This is a genomic window from Kosakonia sp. H7A (assembly GCF_003028445.1).
Classification (GTDB): domain Bacteria; phylum Pseudomonadota; class Gammaproteobacteria; order Enterobacterales; family Enterobacteriaceae; genus Kosakonia; species Kosakonia radicincitans.
In genome coordinates this window covers 1,178,521-1,191,643 of sequence record NZ_PYTZ01000001.1, presented here as the reverse complement: position 1 = coordinate 1,191,643, position 13,123 = coordinate 1,178,521, and the positions used below count along the sequence as shown (strand labels likewise).

Annotated in this window: 14 protein-coding genes; 1 reads left to right on the top strand and 13 read right to left on the bottom strand. The window is 54.2% G+C overall.

The features are described 5' to 3' along the window. Nucleotides 1-146: 146 nt before the first annotated feature. The 10 genes from CWM66_RS05545 to CWM66_RS05500 form a co-directional block, all read right to left on the bottom strand. Nucleotides 147-1,100 (bottom strand): YbeF family transcriptional regulator, encoded by a 954-nt coding sequence (locus CWM66_RS05545; RefSeq protein WP_007373844.1) that lies wholly within the window; start codon nt 1,098-1,100, stop codon nt 147-149. Between the two features lie 303 nt (nt 1,101-1,403). Continuing rightward, nucleotides 1,404-2,045, bottom strand: a complete 642-nt coding sequence (gene lipB, locus CWM66_RS05540) for a lipoyl(octanoyl) transferase LipB (RefSeq protein WP_007373846.1) — start codon at nt 2,043-2,045, stop codon at nt 1,404-1,406. Between the two features lie 85 nt (nt 2,046-2,130). Next, entirely contained in the window at nt 2,131-2,394 is a 264-nt protein-coding gene (gene ybeD, locus CWM66_RS05535; RefSeq protein ID WP_007373847.1) for a DUF493 family protein YbeD, read from the bottom strand. A gap of 104 nt (nt 2,395-2,498) precedes the next feature. Next, nucleotides 2,499-3,710, bottom strand: coding sequence for a D-alanyl-D-alanine carboxypeptidase DacA (dacA, locus tag CWM66_RS05530; RefSeq protein WP_007373848.1), 1,212 nt, complete (start codon nt 3,708-3,710; stop codon nt 2,499-2,501). Between the two features lie 138 nt (nt 3,711-3,848). Beyond that, nucleotides 3,849-5,021, bottom strand: a complete 1,173-nt coding sequence (rlpA, locus tag CWM66_RS05525) for an endolytic peptidoglycan transglycosylase RlpA (protein WP_007373849.1) — start codon at nt 5,019-5,021, stop codon at nt 3,849-3,851. 10 nt (nt 5,022-5,031) lie between these two features. After that, the gene (gene mrdB / locus CWM66_RS05520; protein ID WP_007373850.1) at nt 5,032-6,144 is read right to left on the bottom strand and encodes a peptidoglycan glycosyltransferase MrdB; all 1,113 of its coding nucleotides are present in this window, start codon (nt 6,142-6,144) and stop codon (nt 5,032-5,034) included. A 2-nt stretch (nt 6,145-6,146) separates the two neighbouring features. Next, the gene (gene mrdA / locus CWM66_RS05515) at nt 6,147-8,048 is read right to left on the bottom strand and encodes a peptidoglycan DD-transpeptidase MrdA (RefSeq protein ID WP_035885993.1); all 1,902 of its coding nucleotides are present in this window, start codon (nt 8,046-8,048) and stop codon (nt 6,147-6,149) included. A gap of 29 nt (nt 8,049-8,077) precedes the next feature. Further along, on the bottom strand, nt 8,078-8,545 hold the full coding sequence (gene rlmH, locus CWM66_RS05510; protein WP_000776107.1) for a 23S rRNA (pseudouridine(1915)-N(3))-methyltransferase RlmH: 468 nt from the start codon (nt 8,543-8,545) through the stop codon (nt 8,078-8,080). A 3-nt stretch (nt 8,546-8,548) separates the two neighbouring features. After that, a complete protein-coding gene (gene rsfS, locus CWM66_RS05505) occupies nt 8,549-8,866 on the bottom strand; it encodes a ribosome silencing factor (RefSeq protein WP_007373852.1) in 318 nt (105 codons plus the stop codon). 244 nt (nt 8,867-9,110) lie between these two features. Then, nucleotides 9,111-9,722: an adenosylcobalamin/alpha-ribazole phosphatase gene (locus CWM66_RS05500; RefSeq protein ID WP_035885992.1), complete on the bottom strand. Its 612-nt coding sequence runs from the start codon at nt 9,720-9,722 to the stop codon at nt 9,111-9,113. A 100-nt stretch (nt 9,723-9,822) separates the two neighbouring features. Here CWM66_RS05500 and cobD point away from each other — a divergent pair, with 100 nt between their 5' ends. Continuing rightward, nucleotides 9,823-10,911 carry a threonine-phosphate decarboxylase CobD gene (gene cobD / locus CWM66_RS05495; RefSeq protein WP_107146318.1) on the top strand — a complete coding sequence of 363 codons (1,089 nt, stop codon included), beginning with the start codon at nt 9,823-9,825 and terminating at the stop codon, nt 10,909-10,911. Here the strand turns inward: cobD and nadD are convergent. The 3 genes from nadD to lptE are packed head-to-tail and all read right to left on the bottom strand — an operon-like array spanning nt 10,865 to nt 13,123. After that, on the bottom strand, nt 10,865-11,536 hold the full coding sequence (nadD, locus tag CWM66_RS05490; protein ID WP_035885990.1) for a nicotinate-nucleotide adenylyltransferase: 672 nt from the start codon (nt 11,534-11,536) through the stop codon (nt 10,865-10,867). The two genes, cobD and nadD, sit on opposite strands and share 47 nt — an antisense overlap. Further along, nucleotides 11,529-12,560: a DNA polymerase III subunit delta gene (gene holA / locus CWM66_RS05485; RefSeq protein ID WP_007373856.1), complete on the bottom strand. Its 1,032-nt coding sequence runs from the start codon at nt 12,558-12,560 to the stop codon at nt 11,529-11,531. The genes nadD and holA overlap by 8 nt, the downstream gene beginning before the upstream one ends. After that, entirely contained in the window at nt 12,560-13,123 is a 564-nt protein-coding gene (gene lptE, locus CWM66_RS05480; protein ID WP_071920487.1) for an LPS assembly lipoprotein LptE, read from the bottom strand. The genes holA and lptE overlap by 1 nt, the downstream gene beginning before the upstream one ends.

The window sequence follows — 13,123 nt, the reverse complement described above, 5'->3', positions numbered from 1 at the left end:
TCAACTATTTTTGAATTAACGTGCACGCAGTATACCATTATCGGCGAGTAGAAAGCAGCCTGACAGCGGGGCAATTTGTAAAATAGTTGTTGTTTTGTGCCAAACGCCCAGCAAGCGTTAGCACTTTCACCAGGGGTGAACGGGCGTTAAAAAGCCCGTCGGATAACATTGATGACATTCTCCAGCACTGGATCGCGCAAACTCAATTTATTGTAATACAGGGATATATCGAGCCGTTCGCTGCTAAGCGGCGGAAAATCGATTTCGACCAGCGGCCAGCAACCACTGAAGAGTTTGAACAAACGTGTTGGCATCAGGCCGAGCATATCGCTGTTGCCGATCAGTGCTGCAATAGTAAACATATTGTAACTGCTGAAACTCACCTGACGTTCCGGAAAGAGATCCTGTATACGCTGGCGTAGCCCGCTCAGATTTTGCCCTTCCAGCATCAGCAGCGTGTGCTCATACTTTTGCAAAACCTCTTCGTTGATCGGCCCATTCAGACAAGGATGCCCTTTACGACACACCAGCATCATCCGGTCGCTATACAACACGTGATGATTGAGCGTGCGCGAGCTAGCAATATGCGTATCAATAATCAAATCCGTCTGGAACTGGCTAAGCTGGCTTTCTGCGTCGTTTACCGGAATATTACGCATCATCAGATGCGGCGCGTTTTCTTTAATAGCCTGAAAGATAATCGGAATAACTAATGCGCCGATGGACGGCGGCGTGCCAATCGTAATGGTACGTTGTTTGTCGTAGCTACCGGTAAGATCCAACGCGCCGAGGATCGACTCCAGCCCCTGGCTGATATATTCATGTAAATGCGATGCATAGGCGGTCGGCGTAACGCCCTGGCCTTTACGAATAAAAAGCGGATCTGGAAATATTAAGCGCAGTTTCTGAATCGACTGGCTAATAGCTGAAGGCGTGAGGTTAAGCACTTTTGCCGCGTTAACGATCCCTTTATGAACATATACTGCCTCAAAAATCGTCAGTAAGTTGAGATCAATATTGCGCAGCGTCCGGAAGATTTGCGGCTTATCATCTTCAGGGCGCACGGTTATTCGCTTTTCCGGTTGGTTATTATTATCCACGCTTGTGCTCCATAATCATTCGCAATATGAATGATAGTTGAATTTGTTTTTTTAGTTGATTATTAATTTGAGTTAACATCCTGTCCTGCATCATCATTACGTAGATTTTTCACCGTGATGCGAACATTGCGCTCAAAATGGCTGGCCTGAAGCACGCATACGAAGCCCGGAATAGCACCGTAATGCATATTAGCCAGACAAGGCAGGTAGGTTGAAAATAGAGAATAAGGCATCTGTTGTAAAGCGCTAACATGCCAATTAAATAACGACCCGCACGAAATGCGGGCCAAAATACATGATATATTAAGCACCTATATATTGATGGGGTGGATTGTTTAGTAACGCTAAAAATTGCTGAACAAGAATTGGCCTTATTTTATCCACCTCAATATTTTCCGTCAGTTGGCTGACCTGCGTCATTTCCATCCCGGCATAGCCACACGGATTGATGCGCATAAACGGCGCCAGATCCATGTCGATATTTAATGCCAACCCATGAAATGAACAGCCTTTACGGATACGCAAACCCAGCGAACAGATCTTCTTCCCTTGTACATAAACGCCCGGCGCATCAGCACGCGCTTGCGCATTGATACCCTGCGTCGCCAGCGTGTTGATCACCGTATTTTCCAGCAACGTAACAAGCTCACGTACGCCAATTTTGCGGCGTTTCAGGTTGATAAGCACGTACATCACTTGCTGGCCTGGCCCGTGATAGGTCACCTGGCCGCCGCGATCGCTCTGGATCACCGGAATATCGCCGGGCGCCAGAACGTGTTCAGCTTTACCGGCCTGGCCCTGAGTAAACACCGGGTAGTGCTCTACCAGCCAGATTTCATCGGGCGTTGTATCGTCGCGGGTATCGGTGAAGTCATGCATTTGTTGGGACACTGGCTCGTAATATTGCAGGCCCAGATTGCGGATAAGAATGGTGTCCTGAGACAAAACGGCATCTCCGGCGGAGAAAAGAGTGGGGGGAGTATATCACAGCGAAGACGTTACCCGAATGTTTCCGGGTAACGTCAAACGATTACAGAACCATACGCACAATTTCGATGTTGCCGAGTTCTTCGTACAACGTTTCAACCTGCTCAATATGGGTGGCAGTGATAGTGATGGATACCGAGTGGTAATTGCCTTTGCTGCTCGGTTTTACCTGCGGGGAGTAATCACCTGGCGCGTGGCGCTGTACCACTTCAACCACCAGATCAACCAGCTCTGGCTTCGCCAGACCCATCACTTTGTAAGTGAAGGGTGTCGGGAATTCAAGCAGTTCTTTGAGATTGGTTTTCATGTCAGCTCCGGCGTAAAAAATAATAACTCCTGCCGGATGAGCAGGAGTTTTTCTGAGATGCTAAGTATATGGGGACGGAAATCACACTTTCAAGTGTTCAATTTTTAACCAAACCAGTGATGGAACATCAATTTAATGTAATCAATGATTTTGCCGAAGAAATTGCCTTCCGGGATCTCCTGCAACACCACCAGCGGGCGTTGCTCGATGGTTTTGCCATCTAACTGGAAGTTAATGGAACCAACAACCTGATTTTTCTGCAGCGGCGCGTGCAGTTCGCTGGTGTTCAGCACATAGCTGGCTTTCAGATCTTTCATGCGGCCGCGTGGAATAGTCAGATAAACGTCTTTATCGACGCCTAACGATGCGCGATCGCTGTCGCCAAACCAGGCTGGCTCAGAAGCGAACTCTTTACCGGCTTTCAGCGGACTGACAGTTTCAAAGAAACGGAAGCCCCAGGTCAGCAGTTTTTTGCTTTCGGTCTCGCGGCCTTTAAAGGTACGACCGCCCATGACGGCAGAGATCAGGCGCATCTGGCCTTCTGTTGCCGAAGCCACCAGGTTATAACCCGCTTTGTCGGTATGGCCGGTTTTGATACCGTCTACGTTCAGGCTGTTATCCCACAGTAGACCATTACGGTTGGTCTGGCGGATGCCGTTAAAGGTAAACTCTTTTTCTTTATAGATGGCGTATTCGTTCGGTACGTCGCGGATTAATGCCTGGCCAATCAGCGCCATATCGCGTGCGGAGCTGTACTGACCATCAGCGTCCAGACCGTGAACCGTCTGGAAGTGGCTGTTCTGCAAACCGAGCGCATTCACATAGCTGTTCATCAGACCGACGAAAGCGTCCTGGCTGCCCGCAACATAATCGGCCATCGCCACACAGGCGTCGTTACCGGATTGCAGGTTGATACCGCGAATCAGCTGAGAAACCGGCACCTGCATGCCTGGTTTCAGGAACATCAGCGAAGAACCACGGAATACCGGGTTGCCGGTCGCCCATGCATCGTTACCAATAGTCACCAAATCGCTGTCTTTAAACTTGCCCGCTTTCATCGCCTGGCCGATGACATAGCTGGTCATCATTTTGGTCAGGCTCGCCGGGTCGCGGCGCGCATCGGCGTTCTGTTCCGCCAGCACTTTACCGGAGTTGTAATCGATCAGGATGTAAGATTCCGCATCAATCTGCGGAACGCCTGGGATCATGGTTTTGATATTCAGATCATCGGCATGGGCAGCGGTAAGAGATGCTGCGGTCAGCGCGGTGGTGAGCGCCAGGCGCTGCATAAAACGAACGGAAAAAGTGGTCTTCATGGTCGAACAACGACATCCGTGATGGAGTTAAAAAAAGTGCCTTACTATAGCAAAAGCTATATCGGCAGGCATCTGACTTTAAGCATGACTTTGTTAATGCTGCTTACACAAGCTGACAAAGTCAGATACCTTACCCAATTACTGCGCGCCAGTGATGAAAGACTGTAACTGTGCTTCATTTTGCAACCGCTGCTGCAATGCACTGGCGTCTGCTTTGGTGCTGAATGGCCCAAGCTGAACGCGCCATACCGCACCGTTCTGCGTCACGCGGCCCGGTACAGAGAACTGCTGCGCCAGGCGCTGCTGATACTGTTGCGCGCGAGCCTGATCGCTGACGGCGCCGACCTGCACCATATAACCGCTGCTGGCGGCGGCTGTTGCACTGCTGGCGGCGACAGAACTTTGCACGTGCCCCTGAACAGAACCAGGCGCAGTAACCGGCGAAGTGCGGGTTGCTGGCATCACGGTTTGCGTCACCGGCGTGGCGGTTTGCGCGACCGGCGTCGTGGTCGTGGTTGCGGCCGGTTGCGCTGTTTCACTGCCTTCCAGCACGCCGCTGGCGAGCGGTGTCGGTGCACCGAGGAATCCGCCGCTGCTTACCGGCGCGCCAGTAGCATTGTCGCTTTTTAGTGAATCGTTACTGATGGCCTGAACGTTGCCCTGCGGCTGTACAGGTTGCGGAGCAGAGGAGGCGCTGCCCAGACCGCCGCCGAGATCGGGACGTGCAGGCAGCACGTAGGTTTGCTGCGCGACTTTAGTACAGACAGTGCCTGGCCCGGAAAGTGAGCCATCCTGAGCGACGATAATCGGGTCGATACGCACTTTGGTATTATTCGATGTATTCAGGCGATCCGCTGCCGCGCGCGACAACGAGATCACTCGGTCGTTGCCAAACGGTCCACGATCGTTAATGCGGACCACAATCATGCGGCCGTTCGCCAGGTTGGTGATACGTGCGTAGCTTGGGATTGGCAGCGTCGGATGGGCTGCCGTCAGTTGCATAGGATCGAACACTTCGCCGGAGGCGGTCAGATTGCTGCCCGGCTCAGCATCATAAATGGCTGCTAAGCCAGCCTGGCTAAAACGGGAGGGATCCTGAACGATTTTGTAGCTCTTGCCGTCGCGCTCATAATCCTGGTTTGCCGTGGCGTTCGGTGCTTCGTAATGAGGCTCCGCGCCGCTGATTTCAACGACAGGACCAGTACACACCGCAGGTTGAGGCGCTACGGTGGTCTGCTGCTGACCATCATTATTTGAACATGCCGCCAGTAACCCTGCTGCTATGCAGATCCCCAGCCATTGCTTACGCATTGCGCACCTCTTAAACGTTCTTAGACAACATTTTCCTGTGAGTATGGATCGACATAACGATACCAAACCCGGCCATGAGTACGATCAGGGCTGATCCCCCGTAACTGATCAGTGGCAACGGTACGCCGACCACCGGCAGTATGCCACTCACCATACCAATATTTACGAATACATAAACGAACAAAATCAACATCAAACCGCCAGCCATGACGCGGCCAAAGGTGGTTTGTGCCCGCGCGGCAATCCATAACCCGCGCATAATCAGCAGCACATACAACGCCAGCAAAATCAGAATCCCGATCAGCCCCAGCTCTTCCGCCAGCACGGCGAAAATAAAGTCGGTGTGGCGTTCAGGCAGGAATTCCAGCTGCGACTGCGTACCGTGCAGCCAGCCTTTGCCGCTCAGGCCGCCGGAGCCGATAGCAATTTTCGACTGAATAATATGGTAGCCTGCGCCGAGCGGATCGGTTTCCGGATCGAGCAACATCATCACGCGCTGGCGTTGATAATCATGCATCAGGAAGAACCACAGCACCGGAATAAACGCCGCAACCAGTACCGCTGCAATAGCGATCAGCCGCCAACTCAGACCGGAGAGGAACAGGACAAACAGTCCCGAGAGCACCACCAGAATCGAGGTACCCAGATCCGGCTGTGCTGCCACCAGCAGCGTTGGCAGAAAGATCAGCGCCAGCGCGATAGCGGTATTTTTCAGCGAAGGCGGGCAAACGTCGCGGTTAATAAAGCGCGCCACCATCAGCGGCACGGCGATTTTAGCGATCTCGGAAGGCTGGAAACGTACAACGCCGAGATCGAGCCAGCGCTGCGCGCCTTTGGATATCGCGCCGAAAGCATCCACCGCTACCAGCAGGATAATGCAGAAAATGTAGAGATAGGGCGCCCAGCCTTCATAGACGCGCGGCGGCACCTGCGCCAACACCACCATGATAATCAGCCCCATAGCGATCTGGCCGATTTTACGTTCGGTCATGCCAATGTCCTGGCCGCTGGCGCTCCAGATCACGATCGCGCTGTAAAACAGCAATGCGAGGATAATTAGCATCATCGTGGGATCGATATGGATTTTGTCCCAGAACGATTTTTTGTTCGGATTATCCGTCATGATTATTGGTCCTCCGCCGCTGCCGTTGAGGGGTTTTCCGCCGGCAAATCGGTGTTGTTATCGCCAAGCATAATGTGGTCGAGGATCTGGCGCATAATGGTCCCGACTGCCGGTCCTGCACCGCCGTTTTCCAGAATCATCGCGACGGCGACCTGCGGATTATCATACGGTGCAAACGCAGTCATCAGTTTATGGTCACGCAGCCGCTCAGCGATCCGGTGCGCGTTATAGGTTTCATTCGCTTTCAGGCCAAAGACCTGCGCAGTACCGGACTTCGCTGCAACTTTATACGGTGCATCGGCAAAGTATTTGTGGCCGGTCCCATTCGGGCGGTTCGCCACACCGTACATCCCGTCTTTCGCGATCTCCCAGTAGCCGGAGTGAATATCGCCGACCGGCGGTTCGACAGGCTGTTTCCACGGCACCTGTTGGCCGTTTTCCACCGTGCTCATCAGCAGGTGTGGCACTTTGACGATACCGTCGTTAATCAGGATCATCATCGCTTTATTCATTTGCAATGGTGTTGCCGTCCAGTAGCCCTGGCCAATCCCTACCGGGATGGTGTCACCCTGATACCAGGGCTTCTTAAAGCGTTTCAGTTTCCACTCGCGCGTCGGCATGTTACCGGAGCGCTCTTCCGACAGATCGATGCCGGTATAGTGGCCGTAACCAAATTTACCCATCCACTCCGACAGGCGATCGATTCCCATGTCATAAGCGACCTGGTAGAAGAAGGTATCGGCGGATTCTTCCAGCGCTTTGGTGACGTTCAGATGACCGTGGCCCCATTTTTTCCAGTCGCGGTAGCGTTTTTCAGAACCCGGCAATTGCCACCAGCCGGGATCGAACAGGCTGGTATTGCGGGTGATCGCACCGGCGCTGAGGGCGGAAACCGCTACATACGGTTTCACCGTTGACGCCGGAGGGTAAACCCCCTGCGTGGCGCGGTTGATCAGCGGTGTGTTCGGGTCATTAAGCAGCGACGAATAATCTTTGCTGGAGATACCATCGACAAACAGATTGGGATCGTAGCTCGGCATCGACACCAGCGCGAGAATGCTGCCGTTGCGCGGATCGGTGACAACCACCGCGGCGCGGCTGCCAGCGAGCAGCGTTTCGATGTACTGCTGTAATTTCAAATCCAGCGTCAGGTAGATATCGTGCCCGGCCTGCGGCGGCACTTCTTTAAGCTGGCGGATCACGCGGCCGCGGTTGTTAACTTCAACCTCTTCATAACCGGTCTGGCCGTGCAGAACATCTTCGTAATAGCGCTCAATCCCCAGCTTACCGATATCGTGCGTGGCGGCATAGTTGGCCAGTTTGCCCTCTTTATCCAGCCGATCGACGTCTTTATCGTTAATTTTCGAGACGTAGCCGATAACATGAGTCAGGGCGGAGCCGTAAGGATAGAAGCGGCGTTTGTAGCCTTTCACTTCCACACCGGGAAAGCGGTACTGGTTAACGGCAAAGCGCGCCACCTGAACTTCGGTCAGGTTAGTTTTTACCGGAATTGACGTGAAGCGGTGCGAACGCGAGCGCTCTTTTTTGAAGTTGGCAATATCATCATCGGTCAGATCTACCACGTCGCGCAGGGCATCCAGAGTTTGCTGCACGTTATCGACCTTCTCCGGCATCATTTCGACCTGGTAAATGGTGCGATTAAGTGCCAGCGGCGTGCCGTTGCGATCGTAAATAATGCCACGGCTTGGCGCGATGGGAACCAGTTTGATGCGGTTTTCGTTAGAACGGGTCTGGTAGTCCGCAAAACGGACGATTTGCAGGTTATAAAGATTAGCGATCAGCACGCCGGTAAGCAGCAAAATCCCCGTAAAGGCGACCACCGCCCGGCGTACAAACAGCGCGGACTCAGCCGTATAGTCGCGAAAAGAATTCTGTAATTTCATCCGCTGCTTAATCTACCTAAGACTCGTCATTACTCACGGTGGTAAGGATGGTTGGTGGTAATACTCCATGCGCGATACAGGCTTTCAGCCACCAGCACGCGCACCAGCGGGTGCGGGAGCGTTAGCGCAGAGAGAGACCAACTTTGTTCTGCTGCCGCTTTGCAGGCGGGGGATAACCCTTCCGGACCGCCGATAAGCAGACTGACATCGCGTCCGTCCTGCTTCCAGCGTTCCAGTTCATTTGCAAGCTGCGGCGTATCCCAGGGTTTGCCGGGGATATCGAGGGTGACGATGCGATTCTTGCCAGCAGCCGCCAGCATCTGCTCACCCTCTTTGTCGAGAATACGTTTGATATCTGCGTTTTTACCGCGCTTTCCTGCCGGGATCTCAATCAGCTCAAACGGCATATCTTTGGGAAAACGGCGCAGATATTCAGTAAAACCTGTCTGTACCCAGTCCGGCATTTTTGTGCCGACGGCGACCAGTTGCAGTTTCACGCATTAACTCCAGAGTTTTTCCAGCTCATACAGGCGACGGCTCTCTTCCTGCATTACGTGGACAATGACATCGCCCAGATCGACCACAACCCAGTCGGCGGCGCTTTCGCCTTCGACGCCCAGCGGCATCAGACCGGCGGCGCGGGATTCCTGAACCACATGATCCGCAATGGAAATCACATGACGAGTGGAAGTGCCGGTGCAGATAATCATGCAATCGGTGATGCTTGATTTGCCCTGCACGTCAATTGCAACGATGTCCTGACCTTTCAGGTCATCAATTTTGTCGATAACAAAATCCTGGAGTGCTTTACCCTGCAAGTGTTCCCCCTGGGTGAGTGAAAAATGTACTGTTAATGAACGGCCTGACATTATACCTGAACTGCATCGATTGTCGGGACAAATGTCTGACCCGGCAATTTCAAAAGCGGGCTATCATCCCATCATGACCGTGTGATTGCATCGCCATTTTTGTAAAACAATTTCTGCGCGCGGAGGATAACAGCCTTGCATGGCGTGTCAATGACCGAATCACCACGTTGAATGGGATGGTTGAAAAACACGCTTACTCGTCAGCCCGCCAGACGGCGCGGCTGTTAAGTACTCGCAGCGTGGCGAAATCCTCATGCATATCGATCGCACTCCAGCACCCTTGATCAACACGAAAATGCCATAGCGAGGCGGCGGGCATCTTTAACAGGCGGGCGATTAACAGGCTCAAAACGCCCTGATGGCTCACCAGCAGGATATTCTGCTGATCCTTAATATCGGCCAGATGTGCGATAACTTGCTCAATGCGCGCGGAAAATGCCTGAAAGCCTTCGCCATTGGTCGGGATGGCCTTCTGCCAGTCATTGCACCAGGCGGCATAGTTCTGCGGATCTTCGCGCGCCAGATCGCGGTGATGGCGCATTTCCCAGTCGCCGAAGAACATTTCATTCAGTAACGGCGTGGTTTCAATGGTGATTTCGCGCCGCTCAAGGACGCGTTCCGCCGTCTGTTGCGCCCGCTCCAGCGCGCTGCACAGTACGCGATCAAAGGGGACCTCGCTGAGCAATTCACCCAGGGTTTGCGCCTGCGCCAGACCCTTTGGCGTCAGCGGAGTGGGGGCGTGGCCGCTGTAAAGCCCTGCAACGTTTGCTTCGGTTTCACCGTGACGAATCAGCCAGAGTCGCATCGTTATCTCCCGTCTGGATTACTGCGCAAAGTTTACCACGCCCCTCAATCCACATCCCTTTTTCGTTTAAGATAGCGGCTTTAAGCAAGCGGAGAGAGCGATGTTTCATAGCGCGCACGGCGGCAATACACGCGAGGCGGCCGCACTGCTGGGCATTGCCCCGGAGCAGTTACTGGATTTCAGCGCCAATATTAATCCGGCGGGTATTCCAGACTCTTTGCGGCATGCATTGCTGGAGAATATGGCGCTGGCTGAGCGCTATCCGGACGTGGAGTATCAGCGCCTGCACCAGGTGCTGGCGGAACATCATCAGGTTCCAGCGTCATGGTTGCTGGCCGGAAATGGTGAGACGGAAGTGATCTTCGCCCTGGTCAATGCGCTGGCGCCGCGTCGGGCGATGCTTATCACGCCTGGGTTTGCTGAGTATCGCCGTGCGCTGCGGCTGGCAGGTTGTGACATCGTCGATTTTCCGTTGCGCGAAGACGAGGGCTGGCAACTGACCGAACGTCTGTTGGGGGCGCTAACGCCGGATCTGGACTGCCTGTTTCTCTGCACGCCGAATAATCCGACCGGGCTGCTGCCGGATGACGCGCTGCTACAGACCATTTCGGCGCGCTGCAAGTCGCTGGGCATTCAGCTTATTCTCGATGAAGCGTTTATGGATTTTATCCCGCAACGCCGCGGCTTTATCCGGCATCTGGCGGGCAATCCGCATCTGTGGGTGCTACGCTCGCTGACCAAGTTTTATGCCATTCCGGGTTTGCGGCTCGGCTATCTGTTGGGCAGCAATGAACAGAAAGTGACGCAGATGCGCGCTGCGCAGATGCCGTGGTCAATCAATGCGTTTGCTGCACTGGCGGGAGAGGTAATCCTGCATGATCATGCTTATCAGCAGGCGAGCTGGCAGTGGCTGGCGGGTGAGCGTCCGCGTTTGTTCGCCGCACTGAACGATCTTCCGGCACTCACTGTCTGGCCTGGTGTGGCGAATTACCTGTTTCTGCGTTGTGATGCGCCTGGGGTGGAGTTACAGCGTGCGCTGCTGGAACAGCATATTTTAATTCGTCGCTGTGCGAACTATCCGGGGCTGGATGATCGTTATTACCGCGTTGCGGTGCGCAGCAAAGAGGAAAATGATCGGCTGGTTACGGCAATGCGCCGGGCGCTTGGCGGTACAATCCCTGCGCGTTGATATATTCCAGTACGGCGGCAGGCAGCAGGTCATCGCAGTTTTCGCCGTGCTCCAGCCGCTCACGGATAAGCGTTGCGGAGATATTGAACCACGGCGTTTCAGCCAGATAGATTTTTCCCGCAGGCTGCGTGTGCAACGTTTCGACATGCTGGGTGAGATGTTCATCAAGCCATTGTTGATGCTCTTCCTGCGCCATCTCCAGCGGGTAGCCGGGGCGGCGGCAGACAATCAAATGGCAGTTATCCAGGATGGTTTCGTAGTGGTGCCAGCTCGGGAAGGTAAGCAGAGAATCCTGACCAATGATAAACGCCAGCGGGCAGTGTGGCCCTTGTTCCTCTCGCCACTCCTGCAGCGTTAGCGCGCTGTAAGAGGGCGTGTCGCGGCGCAGTTCCCGCTCATCGAGGGTAAACAGCGGTTTGTCGGCGATGGCCAGTTCGAGCATGATTTTGCGTTGCTGGCTGGTGGCTTCCGGTTGCGGACGGTGCGGCGGTACGTTATTGGGCATAATGATTACCCGTGACAGCCCAATCTGATTCGCCAGCGCTTCAACCGGCTTCAGATGCCCATAATGGACAGGATCGAACGTACCACCAAACAGTGCCTGCAACTGATTCATATCAACCATCAATAAAAACGTCTGCTAATGCCTTATGACAGAGTAGCAGAGAAAACCCTTCCAGCTCGGCCCACACCGACTGACCAAAGTCCTGCTTCACAATCAGCTCAATGTGGCTGAGCAGATGCACCGCCTGGCGTAGCTGATCGGCGCTCAGGCGGTTCAGCGCATCGCCCATCATGCCACGGCGATTTTGCCAGACCCGATGTTTATCAAACAGCGTACGCAGCGGCGTATGCGCGGCGTGACGCTTGAGCGTGACCAGCAGCAGCAATTCGCGCTGCACCGTGCGTAGCAGGATCACCGGCTCGCATGCCTCCAGCCGTAACTGGTTCAGAATATGCAGCGCACGTTTGCTCTTGCCCGCGAGCAGTGCATCAACCCAGTGATACGGGGTAAAGTGCGCTGCGTCGTTGACCGCCTGCTCCACGCGCGGCAGCGTTAATTTGCCATCCGGCCACAGCAGCGACAGCCGTTCAAGTGCCTGCGCCAGCGCCAGCAGATTGCCTTCGTAGCAATAGCAAAGTAGCTGATTTGCGGCGTCATCCAGCTCCAGCTTGTTTTGCTTCGCCCGTGCGGCGACCCAGCGGGGAAGATTCGCCTGTTCTGGCGTCTGGCAGCTAATCTGCACGGCGTGGTTATTCAGTTGCGTCAGCCATGCTGCGTTTTCCTGCGCTTTCGTCAACTTGTTGCCGCGTACGATCAGGATCAGATCCTCATGTAGCAACGAAACCAGCTTTGCCAGTTGTTCATTAATGGCGGCGTTTGGACCGTTCTCCGGCAGCAGCAACAGTAGGGTTTGACGACTGGCAAACAGGCTAAGTGCCTGGCAGATGGAAAAAATAGCGTCCCAGTCGGTGCTGGCATCCAGTGTAAACGTGTGATGTTCGCTGAAGCCTTGCGTGGCGGCAACCTGGCGCACGGCGTCCTGGCTCTCCTGCAACAGCAGTGGATCGTTACCGAGAAGCAGATACGCCGCGCGCAGCCCTTCATTGAGCTGCGCGCGGAGTTGTTCCGGATACAACCTGAGCATTAGCTACCCGGCGTGATGGAAACGGAGGGAGAGGACGGTGCCTGGGTGTTATGCGTCTCAGCGGCATCAGCCGTGTGGACGCTCGGCAGTTTGCGAATCAGTTGCTCTGCCGCTTTGTCGTACATTTCCTGAATAATAATGTCCTGCTCGGCGGCTTTCGCCAATGCCGTTTGCGGGTTATCAAAGAATGAACGGTACACTTTTGTACTGATCGGGTAGATATCATGCCCCGGGATCAGCACGCTGGCATTCGCGGTCAGCACCATTTGATACTCTGCGGTACGGCCGTTCTGGAAGATCGATGCCGTGTCGCGAGTAAACGTCACCGCGCCCAGACGCAGCGAAGGCACATCCTGACGCAGCGTACCTTTCTCCAGCAACTGAACGCCGTTCAGGCGCAGCTGGTTACGAATGGCACGGCTCAGCGGACCGTTCGGATCGCCGGAATCGAAAATCATCGTTTTCATTTCGCCCGGAACCTGCGTGGTGTTACGCAAATGCCAGCCACATCCGGCGGTAACCAGCACCGCCAGTGACAATAACAATGTTGCCAGATATCGCAC

Coding starts and splice junctions, on each gene's coding strand:
- CWM66_RS05500 (WP_035885992.1), bottom strand. CDS start 9,722: ATGCGACTCTGGCTGATTCGTCACGGTGAAACCGAAGCAAACGTTGCA.
- dacA (WP_007373848.1), bottom strand. CDS start 3,710: ATGAAGACCACTTTTTCCGTTCGTTTTATGCAGCGCCTGGCGCTCACC.
- holA (WP_007373856.1), bottom strand. CDS start 12,560: ATGCTCAGGTTGTATCCGGAACAACTCCGCGCGCAGCTCAATGAAGGG.
- rlpA (WP_007373849.1), bottom strand. CDS start 5,021: ATGCGTAAGCAATGGCTGGGGATCTGCATAGCAGCAGGGTTACTGGCG.
- ybeD (WP_007373847.1), bottom strand. CDS start 2,394: ATGAAAACCAATCTCAAAGAACTGCTTGAATTCCCGACACCCTTCACT.
- cobD (WP_107146318.1), top strand. CDS start 9,823: ATGTTTCATAGCGCGCACGGCGGCAATACACGCGAGGCGGCCGCACTG.
- mrdA (WP_035885993.1), bottom strand. CDS start 8,048: ATGAAATTACAGAATTCTTTTCGCGACTATACGGCTGAGTCCGCGCTG.
- mrdB (WP_007373850.1), bottom strand. CDS start 6,144: ATGACGGATAATCCGAACAAAAAATCGTTCTGGGACAAAATCCATATC.
- nadD (WP_035885990.1), bottom strand. CDS start 11,536: ATGGTTGATATGAATCAGTTGCAGGCACTGTTTGGTGGTACGTTCGAT.